This window comes from Leptolyngbya sp. O-77, from assembly GCF_001548395.1.
Lineage (GTDB): Bacteria > Cyanobacteriota > Cyanobacteriia > Elainellales > Elainellaceae > Thermoleptolyngbya.
Window position 1 is genome coordinate 2988837 of the sequence record NZ_AP017367.1, and the last position, 20367, is coordinate 3009203.

Annotated in this window: 17 protein-coding genes; 10 read left to right on the plus strand and 7 right to left on the minus strand. The window is 56.8% G+C overall.

Features of this window, described 5'->3' with window-relative positions; translation table 11 throughout:
• Nucleotides 1-6: 6 nt before the first annotated feature.
• Nucleotides 7-1797 carry a penicillin-binding protein 2 gene (gene mrdA, locus O77CONTIG1_RS12725; protein WP_068511101.1) on the minus strand — a complete coding sequence of 597 codons (1791 nt, stop codon included), beginning with the start codon at nt 1795-1797 and terminating at the stop codon, nt 7-9.
• Nucleotides 1798-2437: 640 nt separating this feature from the next.
• On the opposite strand from mrdA, the gene O77CONTIG1_RS12730 reads away from it, so the two are divergent.
• Nucleotides 2438-3250 carry a 3'(2'),5'-bisphosphate nucleotidase CysQ gene (locus O77CONTIG1_RS12730; RefSeq protein ID WP_225894571.1) on the plus strand — a complete coding sequence of 271 codons (813 nt, stop codon included), beginning with the start codon at nt 2438-2440 and terminating at the stop codon, nt 3248-3250.
• A gap of 268 nt (nt 3251-3518) precedes the next feature.
• Nucleotides 3519-4202: a Crp/Fnr family transcriptional regulator gene (locus tag O77CONTIG1_RS12735; protein WP_068511103.1), complete on the plus strand. Its 684-nt coding sequence runs from the start codon at nt 3519-3521 to the stop codon at nt 4200-4202.
• Between the two features lie 63 nt (nt 4203-4265).
• Here O77CONTIG1_RS12735 and O77CONTIG1_RS12740 read toward each other — a convergent pair whose 3' ends face one another.
• The gene (locus O77CONTIG1_RS12740) at nt 4266-4898 is read right to left on the minus strand and encodes a hypothetical protein (protein ID WP_156435232.1); all 633 of its coding nucleotides are present in this window, start codon (nt 4896-4898) and stop codon (nt 4266-4268) included.
• A gap of 665 nt (nt 4899-5563) precedes the next feature.
• Between O77CONTIG1_RS12740 and O77CONTIG1_RS12750 the strand changes: the two genes are divergently transcribed.
• Both O77CONTIG1_RS12750 and O77CONTIG1_RS12755 read left to right on the plus strand, forming a co-directional pair.
• On the plus strand, nt 5564-7165 hold the full coding sequence (locus tag O77CONTIG1_RS12750; protein ID WP_068511110.1) for an AAA family ATPase: 1602 nt from the start codon (nt 5564-5566) through the stop codon (nt 7163-7165).
• 163 nt (nt 7166-7328) lie between these two features.
• Complete coding sequence (locus O77CONTIG1_RS12755; RefSeq protein ID WP_068511112.1) at nt 7329-7682, plus strand: DUF1257 domain-containing protein; 354 nt, start codon at nt 7329-7331, stop codon at nt 7680-7682.
• Nucleotides 7683-7891: 209 nt separating this feature from the next.
• Here O77CONTIG1_RS12755 and O77CONTIG1_RS12760 read toward each other — a convergent pair whose 3' ends face one another.
• Nucleotides 7892-8293 carry a VOC family protein gene (locus tag O77CONTIG1_RS12760; protein ID WP_068511114.1) on the minus strand — a complete coding sequence of 134 codons (402 nt, stop codon included), beginning with the start codon at nt 8291-8293 and terminating at the stop codon, nt 7892-7894.
• Between the two features lie 210 nt (nt 8294-8503).
• Between O77CONTIG1_RS12760 and O77CONTIG1_RS12765 the strand changes: the two genes are divergently transcribed.
• Nucleotides 8504-8821 carry a hypothetical protein gene (locus tag O77CONTIG1_RS12765; RefSeq protein ID WP_068511115.1) on the plus strand — a complete coding sequence of 106 codons (318 nt, stop codon included), beginning with the start codon at nt 8504-8506 and terminating at the stop codon, nt 8819-8821.
• A 26-nt stretch (nt 8822-8847) separates the two neighbouring features.
• Here the strand turns inward: O77CONTIG1_RS12765 and ruvC are convergent, their stop codons facing one another.
• From ruvC to O77CONTIG1_RS12780, 3 genes are all read right to left on the minus strand, one after another.
• The gene (gene ruvC, locus O77CONTIG1_RS12770) at nt 8848-9336 is read right to left on the minus strand and encodes a crossover junction endodeoxyribonuclease RuvC (protein ID WP_068511117.1); all 489 of its coding nucleotides are present in this window, start codon (nt 9334-9336) and stop codon (nt 8848-8850) included.
• 180 nt (nt 9337-9516) lie between these two features.
• Entirely contained in the window at nt 9517-10611 is a 1095-nt protein-coding gene (gene bchI, locus O77CONTIG1_RS12775) for a magnesium chelatase ATPase subunit I (RefSeq protein WP_068511118.1), read from the minus strand.
• A 135-nt stretch (nt 10612-10746) separates the two neighbouring features.
• Nucleotides 10747-11874, minus strand: coding sequence for a calcium/sodium antiporter (locus O77CONTIG1_RS12780; protein WP_068511121.1), 1128 nt, complete (start codon nt 11872-11874; stop codon nt 10747-10749).
• A 203-nt stretch (nt 11875-12077) separates the two neighbouring features.
• Between O77CONTIG1_RS12780 and O77CONTIG1_RS12785 the strand changes: the two genes are divergently transcribed.
• Complete coding sequence (locus O77CONTIG1_RS12785) at nt 12078-12695, plus strand: hypothetical protein (protein ID WP_068511123.1); 618 nt, start codon at nt 12078-12080, stop codon at nt 12693-12695.
• 38 nt (nt 12696-12733) lie between these two features.
• Here the strand turns inward: O77CONTIG1_RS12785 and O77CONTIG1_RS12790 are convergent, their stop codons facing one another.
• Nucleotides 12734-13126: a winged helix-turn-helix transcriptional regulator gene (locus O77CONTIG1_RS12790; protein ID WP_068511124.1), complete on the minus strand. Its 393-nt coding sequence runs from the start codon at nt 13124-13126 to the stop codon at nt 12734-12736.
• Nucleotides 13127-13337: 211 nt separating this feature from the next.
• On the opposite strand from O77CONTIG1_RS12790, the gene O77CONTIG1_RS12795 reads away from it, so the two are divergent.
• From O77CONTIG1_RS12795 to O77CONTIG1_RS12810, 4 genes are all read left to right on the plus strand, one after another.
• Nucleotides 13338-13919, plus strand: a complete 582-nt coding sequence (locus O77CONTIG1_RS12795) for a flavodoxin family protein (protein ID WP_068511127.1) — start codon at nt 13338-13340, stop codon at nt 13917-13919.
• 9 nt (nt 13920-13928) lie between these two features.
• Entirely contained in the window at nt 13929-15098 is a 1170-nt protein-coding gene (gene cbiD / locus O77CONTIG1_RS12800; protein WP_068511129.1) for a cobalt-precorrin-5B (C(1))-methyltransferase CbiD, read from the plus strand.
• A gap of 645 nt (nt 15099-15743) precedes the next feature.
• Nucleotides 15744-17291, plus strand: coding sequence for a glutamine-hydrolyzing GMP synthase (gene guaA / locus O77CONTIG1_RS12805; RefSeq protein ID WP_156435708.1), 1548 nt, complete (start codon nt 15744-15746; stop codon nt 17289-17291).
• A gap of 554 nt (nt 17292-17845) precedes the next feature.
• A complete protein-coding gene (locus tag O77CONTIG1_RS12810) occupies nt 17846-20365 on the plus strand; it encodes a protein kinase domain-containing protein (protein WP_068511134.1) in 2520 nt (839 codons plus the stop codon).
• Nucleotides 20366-20367 lie beyond the last annotated feature (2 nt).

The following is a 20367-nucleotide window of genomic DNA, read 5'->3' on the forward strand; positions in this document are numbered from 1 at the left end:
GTGGCATCACTGCTTCCCAAAATACGTCTTAAATACCTCATGAGCTACAGGCAGCGCCGCAACGCCGCCATAGCCTCCGTTTTCAATGACGACGGCGATCGCAATCTGCGGATCGCTCACCGGGCCGTAGCCCACGTACATGGCGTTGGGCTTGCGGCCGGGGCCCACTTCCGAGGTGCCCGTTTTACCTGCCGTCAGGGGGATGGAGCCATCGGCCAGGCGGCGAGCTGTACCCTTTTGCACTGTGGCCACCAGTCCTTCCTGAATGGCTTTGATAGTTTCGGGCTTGAGGCCCGCTGACACGGGCTGCACGTCGGGTCGGTTGGTCTGCGAGGCGAGGAGATGAGGCTGGACGCGCTTGCCGCCGTTGGCGATCGCCGCCGTCATCACGGCCAGTTCCAGCGGGGTCGCCTGCACCAGCCCTTGACCAATGGACATGCTAATCGTGTCGCCCAGATACCAGGGTTCGTTGTATAGCGCTTCTTTCTCATCGGGCGTGGGCATCATGCCAATGCTGGCCCCCTCCAGCCCCAGGTGCGGCGTTTCGATGCCAATGCCCAGCGCCTTGCCCCAGCGGGCGATCGCCTCTGGCCCCACCGACATACCCACCCGAAAGAAAAAGGTGTTGCTGCTGTAGGCCAGGGCATCGCGGAAGCCAATCGCCCCAAACCCGCGGCGGCTGCTTTCCCAAAACTGGTGCCCGCCCACGCTGAGAAACGCCGACGTGCCCACCCGCGCCTGGGGGTGAAAACTTGCCCGTCTCCATGCCCGCAGCGCCGTCACAATCTTAAACGTGCTGCCCGGTGGATAACCCTGAAGCGCCCGGTTGAGAAACGGCTGGTCACCTTTTTGAAGCTGCTGCCATTCCGCCTCCGTGACGCTGCGGGTAAACATATTGGGGTCAAACGTCGGCGAACTCGCCAACGCCAACACCTCGCCCGTTTTCACATTCAGCACTACCGCTGCGCCGCGCCGCCCCCCCAGCGCCTTTTCTGCCGTGCGCTGCAATGCCAAATCCAGCGTCAGTTGAACGGGTTCACCGCTGATTGGCGGCTGTTCGCCCAGCAAGCGAGATTCCTGACCACGTGCGTCCACTTCTACCAGTCGTCCGCCCCACTTGCCTTCCAGTTGTTTGTTAGCCAGGCGCTCGATGCCCATCTTGCCGACGATCATGCCGCTGGGATAATCGGGATTGCGGGCCATGTCCTCTTCAGTTGCTTCGCCGATGTAGCCCAATACATGGGATGCAAGCGACCCGTTGGGATACTTGCGGCTTGATCCGGTAAGAATTTCCACCCCTGGCCAGCGCGGCAACAGTTCGGCCACGGCCACAAACATGGTTGGTGAAAGCTGGTTGCCAACGCGCACGGGCAGCAGAGAGGTATAGCCTGCCTTTTCCAGACGACCCAGAATGTCTTTCGGGCTAACGCCGATAATCGGCGACAGGTGAACGGCAATTTCCTGCCATTCTCTGGGCGAGTGCTGTCTTGGCCAGAGGTAGACGTAGCGGGAAATCTGGCTGGTGGCCAGGAGCTTGCCGTGGCGATCGCTCACGGTTCCTCGGTCGGCCACCAGCGGAATGCGGCGCACCCGATTTTGCTCTGCCAGTTCCCGATTGCGAGCCCCTTCAAAGATTTGCAGTTCCGAGAGGCGATAGACAAACGCCCCCATCGCACCCGTGATTAGCAACATCAGCACGATGGCGCGATGAACCAGCGGATTGTTCCCGCTCGTGGGATGCACCAGGGACGTGCGGGCGGGAGAGGTGCGATAGAAAGTGTAGGTTTTGCCAGCCATAGAGCAGCTTTATCTACAAAACGGGGTTCACGAGCAGGGTTCACGAGTCCGCATTCCCACCTTAGCGAACTCTTTCTGTCTGGGGGAAAGAGGTCAGGATAAACTGCCTGGCAGGAAAATAGCGGGGTTGATTAATTTAAGATTGACCAATATTGTTGATCAGCTTTGTTGACTAGCATTACCAGCAGTCGCTGAATCAGCATGAACTGAATCAGCATTTAACTGAATCAGCATTTACTGGGGCAGCGGGAAACCAGCGGAAAACCAGCCGCCCTTTCTCGTTTCTACAGGATTTTTACAGCGCCCTCCCGTGTAATTCTCGTGTAATTCTAAGATTGCTACACTGCTTTCAGCCTGCACCGTCCAGATAGTTTCTGAACGCTTTTGAATTATTTTCTTGAAACGCCTGGATAAATCGTTGCATCGGCAACAACGACCCGCATTCTTGAGGCAATCTGTCGCTAAATCCTTAGAATTTTTCGATGCAGACCATAGAGTGACCCCTGGGGCTGCGCGGCACTTGAGAGCGCAGGATGCAGTCTATGATGAGGACGGCACTCAGTGCAGGAAACCGCAGGAAACCAATGCAGAAGCTTTCGGGACGATCAGATTGAGGCGATTAGTCGGCTAGTGGTGGACTGTGGCAGGCGATCGCTCGATCTGGCGGCAGGGTCGTTCAAGGTCTACGAAAAAAGGGCTAGACGACTACGTGACCGATGTGGATCGGGCACTGGATGCTCAGCTTGCGGGTGGGCTGACGGCGCTATTTCCCGCCGATAGCGTAATTTCTGAGGAAAACGCCGCCTCGCGTCAGCAATTCTCGCAGCACGCTGGCCGCCTGTGGCTGGTCGATCCGCTGGATGGCACAGAAGACTTTATCCACGGCAAGCCGCATTATTCCGTCATGGTGGGAGCGCTGGAGCAGGGGCGGCCGACGGCGGGCTGGGTCTATGCGCCTGTGTTTGATCAACTGTATTTTGGGGGCGAGGAACTGGGGCTATTTGGGCGGGCGGGCGCAGCAGAGGCGGCTCCGCTGGTGCCGACTAAGCCAAACCTGCCGAGGCCAGACCTGACGGGCGATCGCTTCTCAGTTCTAATCGGCACCAAAGATGCCCGTCGCTACGGTGAGTCCATTCTGCGCCATATCCCCCAGGCTCAGTTTGGCTTTATCGGCAGCTTTGGGCTAAAGGTGCTGGAGGTGATTCAGGGTCGCGCTGCACTTTATATTTACCTCAACCGCCGAGTTAAACTCTGGGATACGGTCGGGCCGCTGGCATTGGCCCGGGCAGCCGGGCTGGTGTGTTGCGATCTGGACGGCAAGCCCATCAGGTTTGATGCAGCCGCCCTCGACCCCGACACGCTGACCCATCAGCAGCCGATTCTAGTGGGCTGGCCGCCTTTCCTCAATTTGCTGTTGCCACTGCTGCAACGGGCGATCGCCGACGTGGACTGAGTGCCATAACAGCGCCATAACAACGCCATGATACGCTAGACTTAACCATCTGGCTCTACTTAATGACGTTCACCTGCACTTTCGCAAGGCTTCCAGACTCCGCAGTCGGCTGCTAATTTTGCAGATCGCCTGGGTATTCTAACCTTGGCAAGTGGCTCCCCGTGCTTGACTACTATGCGTCTCGCCAGACTGTTTCTCTTCGCGCCAATAACTTGCGCGCAAAGCAGCCCCTGGAGGGACTCTCGACTTCTTATCCAGGGCGTTCTTCATGAAAACCACCGCCTTTAGTGAATTGTTCCCTCTCTTCAGTTCCGCCAGTCCAGAAACCCTGGAGTGGCTCTTGTCGATCGCGGTTGAGCATGAGTATCCTGCTGGCCGTGCTGTGCTGATGGAAGATGCCTGGGGAAATGCGGTCTATTTTGTCGAGTCGGGTTGGGTAAAAGTGCGCCGTCACTCTGGCGAAGAAGTGGTCACGCTGGCGATTTTAGGGCGCGGCGATTTCTTTGGGGAGATGGCGATTTTGGACGAGTCTCCCCGCTCGACGGATGTGGTGGCGCTGTCGCCTGTAAAGCTGCTCAGCATTTCCGCCCAGCGCTTTATCCAGACGCTGTTCAAAGATTCGCAACTGCACCACAAGATGCTGCAACTGATGGTGCGGCGGTTGCGGCAGACCAATTTTCGCTTCCAGATTCAGCACCGCGCCCCAGCTATTAAGCTAGCCAATACGCTGGTGCTGCTGGGTGAAAACTACGGGAAATCAACGCCCCACGGCACAGAGATTTTCAACGTGCCGATTAAGGATTTGGCAGATGTCACCGATATTAATCCAGACGATGCCGCCAAAATTATGGAAAAGCTGGACAGCAAGGGCTGGATCAAGATTGACACCGCCGGGCAAACGATGCGTCTGCTGAATATGCGCCAGCTTGCTCATCTGGCTGGCAAGATTTAGCGATACGTCGATTCTCAGAATGGATCTTCTAACCCGGCTGCCTTGAGCTGCTGCGATTTCAGGCTATTTCGGGGCTGGGGGGTGAGGGCTGGGTTTTCCTGTCGATGGCACGTAATACTGCTTTGCCACGTAGTTAAAAAACTCGTAGTATTGCGAGAACTGATCGCTGGGGCGATCGCCCCTGCCAAAATACACCACGCCCTCTTCCGTTAGCGTCAGCGTCATCAGGCTGACCGTGCTTCCGATTTCTACGCGCAGCTGTCCGCGCAATCCCTGGCGCGTCGTAAAGTTGGGCGCAGCTAGCACGCTCCGCCGCACCTGCTCAGACGAATCCCCCGGCGTAGACAAGATATGGCTCGCCCAGCCGAGAATTTCCACATCCGGGCTGTAGGGGTTGCGAAATCGCCGCCCATTCTGGCTGTCTGGCAGGGGCGCAGGCACCCAGTTGTCGGGATAGGGAAACTCAAACCCGTAGTTGGGATTCTGATAAACCTTCCAGGTTCGCCGTTCGCTAACTGCTGGCTGAGAGCAACTGCTGACCAGTCCGACGCTCAGACTGAGCAACAGGCTAGCTGCTATTCGACGCGAAGACGACCCAACCCCGGTTGCAGAAGGCTGAGGGCGATCGCCCCATCCCCAGTTGATGAATCGAGATGTAACGCCATTTGTAAACCTGTGTAACAATACTGCCGTCATAGCGGTCTTCCGTCTTGACAGCACTTGAACCAAGCCTCTATTCTTAAACGACATACCCGGGTATCAATCGCGAAATCAATATGCAAGACAAGAGTAAACTCACCCTGTATGTTCCACGAGAGCTTCACCGCAAGCTGAAAATCAAAGCGGCGGTAGATGACGAAGCGATGTCAAGCATTGTGGAACGTGCGATTGTCTTCTACTTAACTCATCCGCACGTCGTAGATGAGGTAGAAGCGTCTCTCGGATCTGTCTCTCATGGGCAGACTCATCGAGTATACAACTGTCCTGGGTGTGAGAGTTCCTATGTGATCCACGAGGGTGAGCTAGTTTCTTTGGCGAGTCACGCTGGAGTCGTGCAGGATGATGGCGAGTTGGTCGATCGCGTTTCTATGACTCCGTCTCCTGAGCCTGTTGCTGAGGGGTTTGATCGACCGGGTGAAGAGAGTTTGGTTCCTTGCTAGTTGGGTTATGTTGTCTGACGGGTTCGTAGTCAGTTGAGAACGGGCTTCGAGAGCAGTTTCTGGAAGCTTACAGGTTTGCATCCACTGGGGTCGGGCATCTATCGGGTTGTCAGGTTACGTAAGGGCTGCTGAACTGCGGTTCGGCGATCGCATCACAATCGGTTTGCGGGTGTCCTCCACTGTCCATAGCAGGTTGACGACATGAGAGAAGAGCTAAACGTCTTAGTTCAAGCACAGTATCCTCTAATCTATCTCGTGACCTCTGAGGAAGAGCGGGCAGAGCAGACCATCGCGGCGATCGCCCAGATGAAGCCCCTGCGACGAGTCTTTATCTGGACAGTCACCCACGGCATTGTGGAGTTTGGCCAGCCGCGCAACATCACCCAGCACAATACCGTTTCTCCCGAAGCCGCAATCGAGTGGGTCATTCGTCAGCGAGAGCCAGGGATCTTTGTGTTCAAGGATCTGCACCCCTTCATCGACTCGCCTGCGGTAACCCGGTGGCTGAGAGATGCGATCGCCAGCTTCAAGGATACGCAGAAGACCATCTTGCTGATGTCTCCGGTTCAAAATATCCCCATAGAGCTGGAAAAAGAAGTCGCTGTTCTAGACTTCCCACTGCCCGACATGGGAGAGCTAAATCAGGTCTTGACGCACCAGCTCGACCAGTCCCGCCCCGTTCGTCGCATCACGACCGAGACTCGCGAAAAGCTGCTGAAGGCAGCGCTGGGGCTGACTCGCGACGAAGCCGAGAAGGTCTATCGCAAGGCTCAGGTTGCCGCTGGCAAGCTGACGGAATCTGAAGTTGAAGTTGTTCTCTCAGAGAAGAAGCAGCTTATTCGCCGCAACGGCATCCTGGAATATCTGGAAGAAGACAGCACCATCGACTCAGTAGGCGGTCTAGAAGAACTCAAGTCCTGGTTGCGTCAGCGTTCCAACGCTTTTACAGAACGGGCGCGGGAGTATGGCTTGCCCCAGCCCAAGGGGATGCTGATTCTGGGTGTGCCGGGTTGCGGCAAGTCTTTGATTGCCAAGACGACCTCTCGCCTCTGGGGGCTACCGCTGCTCCGGTTGGATATGGGTCGCGTGTATGACGGCTCTATGGTAGGGCGATCGGAAGCAAATCTCCGCAGCGCCTTAAAAACTGCTGAATCGATTTCTCCAGCGATCCTATTTATCGATGAGTTAGACAAGTCCTTTGCAGGCAGCGCGGGTTCTGCTGATTCCGACGGCGGAACCTCTAGCCGAATCTTTGGAACGTTTCTGACCTGGATGCAGGAAAAGACCTCGCCGGTGTTCGTCATGGCCACTGCAAACCGGGTCGATCGCCTGCCGGGTGAGTTTCTCCGCAAAGGGCGCTTTGACGAAATCTTCTTTGTAGATCTGCCTACGGCTGAGGAGCGCAAAGATATCTTCCGCATTCATCTCTCCAAGCGGCGGAATGACATTTCCCGGTTTGACCTGGAGCAACTGGCGAAGATTTCTGAGGCTGAGGCAAACGTCTCGATTGTCGATCCCAACACGGGCGCGAGTCGTTCGGTTAACGTGATTTGTGGATTCTCCGGTGCAGAGATTGAGCAAGCAGTCGTGGCTGCGATGTATGAAGCCTTTGCTCAAGACCGCGAGTTCACTCAGCTAGATATTATTGCTGCCGTCAAATCGACGCTTCCGCTGTCGAAGACGATGGCCGAGCAGGTAGTCGCCCTACGGGAATGGGCGAGGCAGCGCGCGCGACCTGCTGCCACTTCCATCGCTGAAGAGCGAAGCCGCGAAGAAGAATACAAGCGGCTGGAGTGGAGTTAAACGGGCTTTCTCTCCTGCTCCCAACAGGAGGAAAGGCTAGCACATCGCTAGCAGTCTAATCGCTATAGCCGCTTCTGTTTGCCCTCCAAAGGCTGAGCCGGGCGGTACCTACCTACCAAAAAACGTTGTCTCTCTCAGTTTTCCCTACAGGAGGAAATCCGAAATGTCTCACTTTAGCACTCTGCGTACCAAAATCACCGATGCCGAAATCCTGAAGGCTTCTCTGCGGGATCTGGGTATTTCTGTGAAGACCGAAGCTGATGTGCGCGGCTACAACGGTCAGCGCGTCCGCTCTGACATCGTTGCCGTTCTGGAAGGCGAGTATGATCTGGGCTGGTCTCGCAATGCCGATGGTTCCTTCGACCTGATCGCTGACCTCTGGGGCGTTGCCAAGAAGCACAACCAGACCGAGCTGATCAACTCCATCAACCAGAAGTATGCCGTCAACAAGACGCTGGCAGAAGTGAAGCGCCCCGGTCTGCAAAACGCCAACGTGAAGCTGGTGGTGCAAAAGTAGTTTCTTCGAGCGTTCCCAATTGACGGGTTAACCTGGAACGGGTTAGCCCGTTTTTTTGTCTTTGCGCTTTTTTGTTCACGCTGGGCGTATAGGGATTGCCCACGAGGGTCTATGCACAGTGGTCTATGCACAGTGGTCTATGCCCAGTGGTCTATGCTTCGTATAGCTCTAGCAGCAGTCCGTCTGGGTCTTGAAAAAAGGTGAACGGTCTATGCTTCATATAGCTCTAGCGGCAGTCCGTCTGGATCTTGAAAGAAGGTGAACCGCTTTTGGGTTAGCTCATCCACTCGGATTGGCTCGACGGAAATGCCTTGAGACTCCAGGTAGAGAACGGAACGGTCGAGATCAGGGGTCGCAAAGGCCAGATGGCGCAGTCCGCAGGCCTCCGGGCGCGAGGGGCGAGGCGGCGGTGCAGGAAAGGAAAATAGCTCAATGCGATAGGCAGAAATTCCAGACTTAGCGGGGAGCGCCAAATCCAGCTTGTAGGACTGCCTTGCCGCACGGTAGGTTTCTTGCAAAACCTGGAAGCCCAGAATCTCGGTGTAGAAGCGTTTCGAGCGCTCGTAATCGGAGCAGATCAGGGCGATGTGGTGAAAGCCGGAAAGTTGCATCGGGAGTTACACAGGGAGTTGGCTGTATTAAGGAGCTATATCCAAATTTTCAGGGATGCTGTAGGGTATTTTGAAGCATGAATCTTGAGGGCAAAGTTTTGAACCGAATTTTGAGTGTTTTTGAGTCTTGCTGACGTTTTTTTAGCTCAAGCTGTTTAGCTCAAGCTGTTTAGCTCACGTTGTTTAGCTCAAGCTGATTTCAGGATAGCTATGACAGAACGTATTCCTCGCTCCGTGCATTACACGACGCTGAATCTGTTGAAAGTTTTGGCGGCAAAGGGCGATCCAGATGCGATCGCCGCTCTCCAGCTTTCAGATGAAACCGACGTTGAAATTGTGGATGACGATAGTGAAGGGGAAATTCTGATCCAGATGCAGGATGAGAGTTCTACATACCTGATTACTGAGCATGGTGTCAGCAAGCTAGATAGCACAGGCGACCTGCTGGAAGCCTGGGGGATTAAGCCAGAGGATTTGGAAAATCTTCGGGATGAAGATATAGATCTGGACGAATCGGATGAGGCGTAGTGCTTTGCCGGGTCTGGAGGCATGAATTACTGCTGAAACCAAGCTGCGAGGGCGATCGCCAGCGCGTCGGCTGCGTCGTCGGGCTTTGGGATAGTTGCGAGCGACAGTTCGCGGGCCACAGCTTCCTGAACGGCCAGCTTGTCGGCGTTGCCATATCCAGTTAGCGCCTGCTTGACTTGAGCTGGCGTGAACTCCACAACGGGCAGCTTATGCTGTGCTAACACCAGCGCAATCACGCCCCGTGCTTGAGCTACAGCAATTGTGTTGCCCATGCGGTAGAAAAATAGTTTTTCCAGAGCGATAAGATCGGGTTTGACCGTGTTTAGCAGGTCGTGCAGGTCGTCGAAGATGGTGCAAAGGCGATCGCCCATCTCGGTTCCTGCCAGGGTGCGAATCACGCCAAAATCTAGCACCTCAATCCGATCGGCTGATCGAACGCCGGAACCAGCTTCACAGCACAGTGCCCCAAAGCCGAGGGTCGCCAGTCCGGGGTCTAGCCCAAGGATACGGGGCATCAGGGGTTAGGGGTTGGGGGTTAGGGGTTGGTTTCAGGCAATCTGTGAGGACTTTCTACGAGCAATCAAGGCTCAAAAGGGGCTTCAGACCGTCTTGAAGCCTTTTCTGAGGGGTGGGTTTTCCGGGTGCGATGTGCAGGAAAAACCCACCTTACAATAGAGCGCCTAACAATACAGCGCCTAGCGGGCGACAGCGGCACCGTTTTGGATGGCTTCCTCAGCCAGACCAAAAACCTGGCTGAATACCTTATCCACCTTATAGCCGGAGTCGATGGATTCTAGCGGGTCTTTCCGGAGGCGGTGGCGCAGGCAGAGGCCGATGACGCGGCGGATGTCTTGTTCGGTGACTTCGGTGCGGCCTTCAAAGGCGGCGATCGCCTTCGAGGCACGGTTGGTCACGATGTCGCCCCGCAACCCGTCTACATCTAGCTCAGCGCACACCTGAGAGATTTTTACCTTTAGCTCTCGGTCAATAGTCACCGACGACAGCCGCGCCTGGGCATCGACGATTTGCTTTTGCAGCGCGTCTTGCTGGGCTTGATGCTTTGCCAAAAACGCCTTCGGATTTTGGTCAAACTCGGAGCGCTGCTCAACAATATCCACCCGCAGCGAGGGATCTTTAACCGTGCGGATTTCTGCGTGCATTCCAAAGCGGTCGAGCAGTTGAGGCCGCAACTCGCCCTCTTCTGGGTTGCCCGACCCCACCAGCACAAACCGCGCCGGATGACGAATCGAAATGCCCTCGCGCTCTACCGTGTTCCAGCCGGAGGCGGCCGAGTCGAGCAGCACGTCCACCAGGTGGTCGTCCAGCAGGTTTACCTCGTCTACGTATAAAATGCCGCGATTGGCCTTGGCCAGCAGCCCCGGTTCAAACGCCTTCACGCCCTCAGACAGTGCCTTTTCGATGTCGATGGTGCCGCAAACGCGATCCTCCGTTGCCCCCAGCGGCAAATCGACCATGATCACTTTGCGATGGGATACAGGCAAGGTTTCACCCGCGCTGAGCCGCCGCCGCACGTCGTCGCTCATCAGGTCGGGGTCGGTGGGGGAACTGCCGAAGGGGTCATCGGCAACAACCTCGATTTCGGGCAGCAGGTCGGCCAGGGCCCGAATGGTGGTGGTTTTGCCTGTGCCGCGATCGCCCATGATCATCACCCCGCCAATTTTGGGGTCGATCACGTTCAGCAGCAGGGCCAGCTTCATTTCTTCTTGCCCCACGATCGCCGTAAAGGGAAACACCGCCCGTTGGGGCATGGCTTGTGTTGCAGAAGTCATTTCAGAAAAACTCACGGAACCCCCTAACGGGTATTAACAGCAGTATTCTCCATTGTCTCATAGGCCGCGAAGGTAGACCCCAGCGGCATTGCACGTTTTTTCGGGGGGCTTTCCAGACGGCCCAGCGAGGTGGAACTATCGGGTCGGTGGCTCTTCGGCGGACGAGATCTGCTGCTTGCGGTGGCGGGAGCGGCGGAGTTCGCGCAGGGTTACGACAGCAATTGTCAAAACCGTGATTGGCAGCACAAACCAGAACATGGCCTGGCTAAAGAGCGGCAGGATGGCGTGCTGGGTGGAGTGGAGAATGAGATACAGCGTGTAGGCGGCGTAGTATCCGATAAAAACTGCACCTTCCCAGCGGGTAATCAGGTTGCCTGTGAAAAAGATGGGTAGACAGGCGATCGCCACGGCCAGCATAACCAGCCCATCAAAGCGCAGCACCGCATCAGACACGGCCAGACCCGCTGGGGAAACGGCTGCCGAAAGCCCCAGCACGGCAAGAATATTGAAAATATTGCTGCCGACGACGTTGCCCACAGCAATGTCGCGTTCGCCCTTGAAGCTGGCGACGACGGAGGTGGCCAGTTCGGGCAAAGACGTTCCCGCAGCCACAATCGTCAGGCCAATGACCAACTCGCTGACCCCAATCAAGCGGGCAATACTAACCGAGCTATCCACCAGCCAGCGAGAACCCAAGACTAGCAGCACCAGCCCACCCACAATGTAAGCCAGGTTAATCAGCCAGATTAGGGCGGCGGGGCGATCGCCCGGCTCTCCCGCGCCATACTGCTCGTATTCCTGCTGCACATCCAGGTTTTGCTCCTTGCGGCTCTGATAAATCAGAAACAGCGTGTAGGCGATCGCCCCAGCAAACAGCACCACGCCATCCGAGCGCCCAATTCGCCCATCTAGTCCAAACAGCAGCATCAGAAACGATACGCCAATCATGATCGGCACATCCAGCCGAATCAACTGCTGAGCGACCACCAGCGGAGCCACCAGCGCCGACACACCCAAGATCAGCAGCACGTTGAAAATATTGCTGCCGACCACGTTGCCCACTGCAATGTCAGCCTGTCCTGCGTAGCTCGATAGGATACTGACCGCCATCTCTGGAGCGCTAGTCCCATAGGCAACAATGGTTAGCCCAATAACAAGTGGCGAAATTCCGGCGATCGCCGCCAGCTTGGATGCGCCGCGAACCAGGATCTCCGCTCCAATCACCAGCAGGACAAGGCCTGCTACCAGCATTGCAATGACCATTCGTTTTCGTTAAGCCGGGAAAATTTTCAGAAACCTTTATTTTATCTCGGTATCTCTTTGTCCGTCACACGGGCAATCTGGAAGAAGACGGACTCAGGCGGTGGATCGAACCCATCAAACTCAGGCATCAAACCTGCATTGCGGGGCATCCTTTACCTAACCGAGCTTCGACATTCACCTTTCCCAACCTTACTAAACCTATCATGACGATTCCTCCTCAGCAGTTTCATCCGACTCGGCTCCTAGGAGTAGCCCTGATTTCACGAGCGAGGGCGATCGCCCTGGTTGCAGCTATTGGCGTATTTGGGACAATCGGCGCAACGGTCGGGGTTCGTCCGGCGATCGCCTGTGAGTATGGTGCTTGGGTGGAACCCTCTAGAGAAACCCGGCGCTACGAAAACACCCAGCTTGGGCTAGCCTTCCAAATTCCTGCTAACTATCGCGCAATGGGACGGCAGGGCGGTCAGGCCAGCATTATGAATCCCACAAACTACGACTATATCCAGTGCATTACGCGGGCGGGCTATGGCGAAGGCGGCTGGTTCTCCAGCCTAGATCTGAGCGTTGATCCAGTTCCGACTGGTAGCCGGGGGCTAGAGCAAGCCATTCGAGCAAATCACACCTGGCTAGAGTCGCGGATTCGCCTGGTGAATGAGGGCGGCAAGGAATTTGCGGTCTATACCTATACCGATCATCATGACGACATTGAAGTCGTGAACGTCGCGTTTTTTACAGCCGATCGGCGGCGCATTGTCACGCTGAGCGGGCCGCAGGACGACCCCGTGTTTCAGCGGGCGATCGCCACTTTGGAACTGCGATAGCCCTGCGATCGCGTAGGCATTTCCAGCAATAGCATGGCTCAGTCCGCCCGGGGCACGTTCTCTGGGCGGGCATCGTAGCGCTCGCGGGCGGCGGCGATTTCGGGGTGATGCGTTTCGGCCCAGGCGATGAGCTGCTGCACAGGGACTAAGAGCGATCGCCCCAAGTCGCTCAGTTCATATTCCACCCGCGGCGGCACCGTGGGATAGACCCTGCGCGTAATGTAGCCATCGCGCTCTAGATGCCGCAGGGTTTGGGTCAGCATCCGCTGCGACACGTCGCCAATCGCCCGCTTGATGTCCATAAACCGCAGCTTGCCATCCGCCAGCGTACAGAGAATCAGCAGGCTCCACTTGTCGCCGATGCGATCCAGCACGTCGCGCACCGGGCAAGACTCTGCCTCTTGGGGCGTGGTCGCCGTTACCCGCAGCATACTAACTTACCTCAAAGTGCTGTCTTGTTTCAGTGGGTATATCTGTTATAGGCTAAAACCGGACTCAGTTACGGAATGAGACTAAGTATCGCCTAGTAATTAAATCTTGCAGGCCCTTGTCTCACTTCCAACCTCATTCAACAGTTATTTCATGACTCAAAACTATTCCATCACTCAAAACCACTGAACAGACATTCCAAAGGACACAGTTATGCCGACAGTTGCAGTTGTCTATTTTTCGGGTACGGGCCATACGAAGCTCATGGCAGAAGCAGTGGCGGCAGGGGCAAGTCAGGTTCCTGGCACCGAGGTCAAGCTGCTGCAAATTACAGGCGAGCAGATTGTCAACGGCCGCTGGCAAGATCCAGGCATTTTGGAGGAATTGAATCGCGCTGACGGTATTGTCTTTGGATCGCCGACCTACATGGGCGGCGTGGCGGCCCAGTTCAAGGCATTCGTGGATGCGGCCAGCGCCGTGTGGGCGCAGCAGGGCTGGAAGGACAAAATCGCAGGCGGCTTTACCCACTCTGGCTCTCCCAGCGGCGACAAGCAAGGCACACTGCTCTACCTCGCCATCAATGCCTCCCAGCACAGCATGATCTGGGTTGGCAATTCGGAAATGGGCTACAACGACCAGGGCGTGAACCGCTTGGGGTCATTCTTGGGCGTAATGGGCTTCACCGTTCCCGACTTTTCGGGGCAGACCCCAGCGACCCTCGATGAGGGCGATCGCCTCACCTCCGAGCGCTACGGCCGCCGCATTGCCGAAGCTGTTCAGCGCTGGAAGTGTTAGCATTGGCGGATGACCGCGCCGTTTCCTAAGACCCCTTCTGCGCGGGCAGGCTATACCCTGCCCGTGTTTGCCTGTGCGGGGGCGATCGCCGCGCTGCGCCACCTGCACGACGACCCGCCTTCGCCCCAGAGCGTCACCCTCGACCTGATTAACCCTGCCCAAGTCGTTGAAATTCCCATCGAGCAAGTGGCCCGCCTCGGCCCCACCACCGCCCTCGCCATCACCCGCAGCGACCCCGGCGACAATCTCGACCTAACCCGCAACACGCCCATCTGGAGCATCGTTGAAATCAGGCAGCGGGGATCAGGAGTCGGCAAGCAAGACTCTCCCCTCCCCGACATCACCCTGGACGGGGGCGAAGGCCTTGGCCGACAGGTGAATGCCGACCATCAGCCCGCCATCTACGCCTATGCCCGCACCCTGCTGCTATCCAACCTGGAGCCGCTGCTGCATCCAGGGGAGGCAATTGGCGTGACGATTGTGCTGCCGGAGGGGCGATCGCTCGCAGGGCGCACCTCCAATGCCGCCTTTGGGGTGGTCGAGGGGTTGTCGCTGCTGGGCACGTCGGGCATTTCCCAGCCCCTCAGCGCACCGGGGCAACTGGAAAACTTTCGAGCGGCGCTGCGGCAAAAGTCGGCGACGCATTCGGCGCTGGTATTTTGCCTGGGGGAAAACGGGCTGGATTTGGCAAGTAATCTGGGGATCGATCCCGGCTGCGTGGTAAAAACGGCAAACTGGCTGGGGCCGCTGCTGGTGGAGGCGGGAATGCAGGGGGTAGAATCCATCCTGCTGTTTGGCTATCACGGCAAGCTGATGAAGCTGGCAGGCGGCATTTTCCATACGCACCACCACGTCGCCGACGGGCGACAGGAAATTTTTGCGGCGCACTGCGCGATCGCCGGCCTGCCGACCTCAGACGTGCAGCAGATCTTTGCCTGCGACACGGCGGAGGCAGCGCTGAAGTATTTGCAGGCGCTCGACGCAAACACCGGAAGCAACTGGGTGGGGCAGGTGTATGGGGCGATCGCCCAAACCATCGACCAGCGCTCAGCAGAGTACATTCGCGCCCACAGCGATCGCTCGGTGCAGGTGGGGTCGGTTTTGTTTGGGCGCGATCGCCAAATCATTGTGAAAAGCGAATTAGGGTCTGCAATTTTGTCGCAGGTTTTGTTAAGCTAGCTGAAATATTAAAGTCAACTTTTGTCCATCCCGATACATTCTCTCGTCGGGTGAGTCGCGTGTATTGTCTGCTGAGCAGCCCAGAGTCTGGATCAATGCTGGATCTGGATCAATGCTGGATCTGGATCAATGCTGGATAGAAACGGCGGCTGGTTGCAGGCTACGGCGATTCTATCCGACTTTCAGAATCTATTTATCTACATTTTTGCTGGTCTGTGCGACGATGCTGGGAATCCCTAACGCATTTCGTTGCTTTTACAGCTCATCTGGCAAGCGGCCTGTCTAACCCAGCGATCGCGCTCGATCGAAGACTAGAACTCGCTGTGCTAGATCGCCGTGCTAGACAGATTGTGGCTTGTGTAGCTTTAAGTGGTGTGATTTTATTGCCAGCTTTGTTACCAGCTTTGCCGCCGCAGGTCTCGTCTCTCTGGCATTTCGAGTCCGGCGAGGCAGACTGTTTGTCTGCCCTTTTGTGCGTTGTTTCCCTGCGTTGACTCCGCTGCTTTGTCCCGCTGCGTTGACCCTGCTGCTTTACCCTTTCGGTTTCTGCTTCCCATCCCCCTCATTTCTCCAGGATCTACCGTGACTCCCCAAGTTGATTCCCTCTCCCCCACTGCCGAACCGTCCGCCCATCTCACTCGCCAGATGATCGTCATTCTGGATTTTGGTTCTCAATATTCCGAGCTAATCGCCCGCCGCATTCGCGAAACCCAGGTTTATTCCGAGGTGCTGAGCTATCGCACCACGCCAGAGCAGATCCGCCAACTCAGCCCCAGGGGCATCATCCTGTCAGGCGGGCCTAACTCGGTCTACGACGAGCGGGCCCCCCACTGCGACCCCGAAATTTGGAACCTGGGCATTCCTATCCTAGGGGTGTGCTACGGAATGCAGCTCATGGTGCAGCAACTTGGCGGCGGCGTGGAACGGGCTGAGCGCGGCGAATACGGCAAAGCAGCCCTGTTTATCGATGATCCCACGGATCTGCTGACCAACGTGGAAGACGGCACGACCATGTGGATGAGCCACGGCGATTCGGTGACGGCCATGCCGGAAGGGTTTGAACTGTTGGCCCATACCGAAAATACGCCCTGCGCGGCGATCGCCCACCACGAGCGCAAACTCTACGGCGTACAGTTTCACCCCGAAGTCGTCCATTCCCTCGGCGGACAGGCCCTCATCCGCAATTTCGTCTACCACATTTGCGAGTGCCAGCCCACTTGGACAACGGCGGCCTTCGTCGAAGAAACCATTCGAGAAATCCGCGCTAAGGTGGGCGACAAGCGGGTGCTGCTGGCACTGTCGGGCGGGGTCGATTCCTCGACGCTGGCGTTTTTGCTGCATCGGGCAATTGGCGACCAACTCACCTGCATGTTCATCGACCAAGGCTTCATGCGGAAACATGAGCCAGAGCGCCTGCTGAAGCTGTTTCAGGAGCAGTTCCACATTCCAGTGGAATACATCAACGCACGGGAGCGATTTCTGGAACGCATCAAGGGCGTGACCGATCCCGAAGAAAAACGAAAGCGGATCGGGCACGAGTTCATTCGCGTGTTTGAAGAAGAATCCAAGCGGCTGGGGCCGTTTGACTATCTGGCCCAGGGCACGCTCTATCCCGATGTGATTGAGTCGGCAGATACGAACGTTGACCCGCAAACAGGCGAGCGTGTTGCAGTAAAAATCAAGAGCCACCACAATGTGGGCGGCTTGCCCAAGGATCTGCGATTCAAGCTGGTAGAGCCGCTGCGGAAGCTGTTCAAAGACGAAGTGCGGAAGGTGGGCCGCTCCATTGGGCTGCCCGAAGAAATCGTCAACCGTCACCCCTTCCCTGGCCCGGGTCTGGCAATCCGCATCCTGGGCGAAGTCACGGCTGAAAAGCTGGAAATTTTGCGGGATGCTGACCTAATCGTGCGCCAAGAGGTGAACCGCAGCGGCACCTATGGCATGTTCTGGCAAGCCTTTGCGGTGCTGCTGCCGATCCGTAGTGTGGGTGTCATGGGCGACCAGCGGACGTATGCTTACCCCATTGTGCTGCGGTTTGTTTCCAGTGAAGATGGCATGACTGCTGACTGGTCACGTGCCCCTTATGACCTGCTGGAAACCATTTCCAATCGCATCGTCAACGAGGTGCGGGGCGTGAATCGGGTCGTGTATGACATTACCTCTAAGCCGCCTGGAACTATTGAGTGGGAATAGGCAGGTCTTGGTGCGGCGTATGAAGAGTTGGGTGCAAACGCACGACTTGTTGGAGGACTAGCCAGAGACGACCAGGGTTGGGGGAGTGCCCCAGCATTCAATCGGTCAAAGCGATGAACTAGAAGGGCGATCGCCCTCAGACCGAGACTTTGGTCGGCCGTGCCTGCGAGCGGCTGTTTACTGAGTCATACAACCGTAGCTACCCGGGAATCATCATTTTGAACAGGGGTATTAGTTTCCCACACAAGCCTGTGGAAAACCTGTGTTTATCTGTGGAAAACTTCCCTTTTATGTGGAAAAAGGGGGAGGCTTTTGGTATGTTCAATTATATTTTTAAGATGGAAAAATTGTTTTGTAGGGGCGATCGCCCCTCTTTTTCCCCGCGTCTGCAACCGAATCTCCCCCTGATCTCAACAGGTTGCCCCACTGATCCTAACCGACACAACCAGAGAACAGCGGTAGAGTGGAAGCAGAGCATCTGCCATTAGCTTCCAGTTTTGTTGTCCGGTTTATTCTGTATTCTCTCGGTTTATCCCGTTTTCTTTGAGCTGGCTATGGATGCTGGAGCCTCCCCACAACCGAGTCCCTCTAATTCGGGCCAGCGGGCCATGGCGGTCGTGCTGGTCACAGACGCGGTGGGCTACAACTCGCGCATGGCCGACGACCAAGAGCATACCCTCAGCCTGATCCGGCGCGACTTGCAAAAAATGCGCCAGCTTTGCCAGCAGTTTGAAGGAATCGTGCTGAAATCGCTAGACGATGGGCTGGTGATGTACTTCGTCAGCACCGATCGGGCAGTAAATTGCGCGATCGAAATTCAAAAATCAATGGCACAGCTTCTGCAAGAACTGCCTGAAGACGATGTGCTGAGCCATCGCATCGGCATTCACCTGGGCGAAGTTGTCGTGCAGGCGAACGACGTGACCGGGCAGGCAGTGACCGTGGCCACGCGGCTCCAGGAAGAAGCGGCTCCACGCGGCATCTGCATGTCGCAGGCAGTCTACGACGCGGTAAAGTCGAGGATTTCCCTGAGTGCGTCCTATGTGGGGTCACTGAAGCTCAAGAACCTGCAAGAAGCGATTCAGGCATACCAGATCACCCCCGCTGTGCCGGCCAACGTCACCCCCGGCGGCAGTTCCATCGAAGAATCAGAACTAACCCTGGGCACGCTGATCAACAATCGCTACCGGATTCAGCGAGTGCTGGGGCAGGGCGGCTTTGGGCGGACGTACTTAGCGTCTGACGAACACTGCTTTGGCGATGCCTGCGTGCTAAAGGAGTTTGTGCCCGCCAGCCGCACGGAATATGTGGTGCAAAAGTCGCGGGAACTGTTTGAGCGCGAGGCGCGGGTGCTATATCAGATTAACCACCCCCAGATTCCCCGCTTTCTGGCGTGGCTGACCGACCGGGGGCGGCTGTTTCTCGTGCAGGAATATATCAACGGCAAGACCTACGGCCAGCTTTTGCAAGAGCGGCAGCGGCGAGGAGAGCCGCCCTTTTCCGAAGCGGAAATTGTGCAGTGGCTCTGCGACCTGCTGCCCGTGCTGGAGTATCTGCACGGCTTGAACATCCTGCACCGCGACATTTCTCCCGAAAACATCATGCTGCCCAACGGCCAGACCCATCCAGTGCTGATCGACTTTGGGCTGGTCAAGCAGACCGTTAGTCAAATCCTCGCGGCGGCGGGCAGCAGTCCTGGCAGTGCCCAGGCATCGGTGGTGGGCAAGTTTGGCTATTCGCCGCCGGAGCAGATTCGCATGGGGCAATGCTATCCGTGCAGCGATCTATATGCGCTGGGCGTGAGTGCGGTGGTGCTGCTGACGGGGCAAGACCTGAGTGTGCTGATGGAGCATACGTCGCTGGAGTGGCGCTGGCGGGAGTATGCCGATGTGAGCGATCGCCTCGTGCGGATTCTTGATCGGCTGCTGTCAGAAAAGCCGAAGGATCGCTACCAAACGGCGCGGGAAGTGCTAGCCGATCTGCGGGCGCTGTCGCTGCCGGAGGTCAACGAAGACCGCCTGATCGAGGTGCAAATCGACTTAGACCAGAGCAAGCGGCAGCGGCAGGTGGATGAAATCGTGCAGTCAGCCTTTTTTCAAGACCTGATGCAAAACCTCGATCGGTTTCGTGGCAGCTTTGACTCACTAGTTGCAGAACCAGATGAGCCGAACCCGTCCCCAGAAGCGGTGTCCTTCGAGGGTTTTAACAATCCACCCGCAGGTTCATCTCCCGATTCACCGCCTGTCCCGCAGGTGCTATTCGGCATTTCTGCGATTCAGCCTGGTGTTGCAGAAGATGCAGTTTGGAGAACATCGTTTCCTTCGCTGGATGCCGACGCGGAGGACTTTCCTGAATATGCAGGGGATGAGTCCATTCACTTGTCTCCAGCCGCGCCAGACGGCGATCTATTGGACAATCGGTTGACCGAGCCGCCCGCCGCAACGGAATCGCCCTTTACCGAACCGCCGCCCGCCACACTCCAGCACACGATTGAAATGCCATTGGCAGACACGAGCATCCCGCTGCACCAGCCCCGCGTGCCTGCGCTCTGGCTGGAGGCGTGCCGTCGGGAACTGGCGGAGTGTATTGGCCCGATGGCAAAGCTACTGCTGGACTCGGTTTTGGCGAAGCAAACGGGGCTATCGGCAGAGGCGCTGGTGGAGGCGATCGCCATCAAAATTCCCAACTCCGGCCAGGCAAACCAGTTTCGCAGCCGGATGCAAAGTCGGGCGATCGCCGCTCTGTTGGAATCCCCCGACCCCGTGCCGCCGCCCGTTTCCATCAGCGAATCTGCGCCCGAAATGCGGCTTCAGCCTCAGGAGCCTGCACCGGGCGCAGCGGTTGATAAGGCAGTTGACCAGACAGTTGACCAGACAGTTGACCAGACATTTGTGGCGCAGTGCCGTCAGGCGCTCTCTGAGGCAATTGGCCCAATGGCTGGACTCGTTTTGCGGGACGTGGTGGCTCGGCATCCAAACGCGAACCCAGCAGAACTAGTGGAGGCGATCGCCACGAAAATCCCCAATCCCCAAGCGGCAGCAGCATTTCGGCAACGCCTGAAGCCTTTGATGTAAAA

Coding starts and splice junctions, on each gene's coding strand:
- O77CONTIG1_RS12765 (WP_068511115.1), top strand. CDS start 8,504: ATGACAGAACGTATTCCTCGCTCCGTGCATTACACGACGCTGAATCTG.
- O77CONTIG1_RS12785 (WP_068511123.1), top strand. CDS start 12,078: ATGACGATTCCTCCTCAGCAGTTTCATCCGACTCGGCTCCTAGGAGTA.
- mrdA (WP_068511101.1), bottom strand. CDS start 1,797: ATGGCTGGCAAAACCTACACTTTCTATCGCACCTCTCCCGCCCGCACG.
- guaA (WP_156435708.1), top strand. CDS start 15,744: ATGATCGTCATTCTGGATTTTGGTTCTCAATATTCCGAGCTAATCGCC.
- O77CONTIG1_RS12740 (WP_156435232.1), bottom strand. CDS start 4,898: ATGACGGCAGTATTGTTACACAGGTTTACAAATGGCGTTACATCTCGA.
- bchI (WP_068511118.1), bottom strand. CDS start 10,611: ATGACTTCTGCAACACAAGCCATGCCCCAACGGGCGGTGTTTCCCTTT.
- ruvC (WP_068511117.1), bottom strand. CDS start 9,336: ATGCCCCGTATCCTTGGGCTAGACCCCGGACTGGCGACCCTCGGCTTT.
- O77CONTIG1_RS12760 (WP_068511114.1), bottom strand. CDS start 8,293: ATGCAACTTTCCGGCTTTCACCACATCGCCCTGATCTGCTCCGATTAC.
- cbiD (WP_068511129.1), top strand. CDS start 13,929: ATGACCGCGCCGTTTCCTAAGACCCCTTCTGCGCGGGCAGGCTATACC.
- O77CONTIG1_RS12750 (WP_068511110.1), top strand. CDS start 5,564: ATGAGAGAAGAGCTAAACGTCTTAGTTCAAGCACAGTATCCTCTAATC.
- O77CONTIG1_RS12790 (WP_068511124.1), bottom strand. CDS start 13,126: ATGCTGCGGGTAACGGCGACCACGCCCCAAGAGGCAGAGTCTTGCCCG.
- O77CONTIG1_RS12735 (WP_068511103.1), top strand. CDS start 3,519: ATGAAAACCACCGCCTTTAGTGAATTGTTCCCTCTCTTCAGTTCCGCC.
- O77CONTIG1_RS12810 (WP_068511134.1), top strand. CDS start 17,846: ATGGATGCTGGAGCCTCCCCACAACCGAGTCCCTCTAATTCGGGCCAG.
- O77CONTIG1_RS12795 (WP_068511127.1), top strand. CDS start 13,338: ATGCCGACAGTTGCAGTTGTCTATTTTTCGGGTACGGGCCATACGAAG.
- O77CONTIG1_RS12780 (WP_068511121.1), bottom strand. CDS start 11,874: ATGGTCATTGCAATGCTGGTAGCAGGCCTTGTCCTGCTGGTGATTGGA.
- O77CONTIG1_RS12755 (WP_068511112.1), top strand. CDS start 7,329: ATGTCTCACTTTAGCACTCTGCGTACCAAAATCACCGATGCCGAAATC.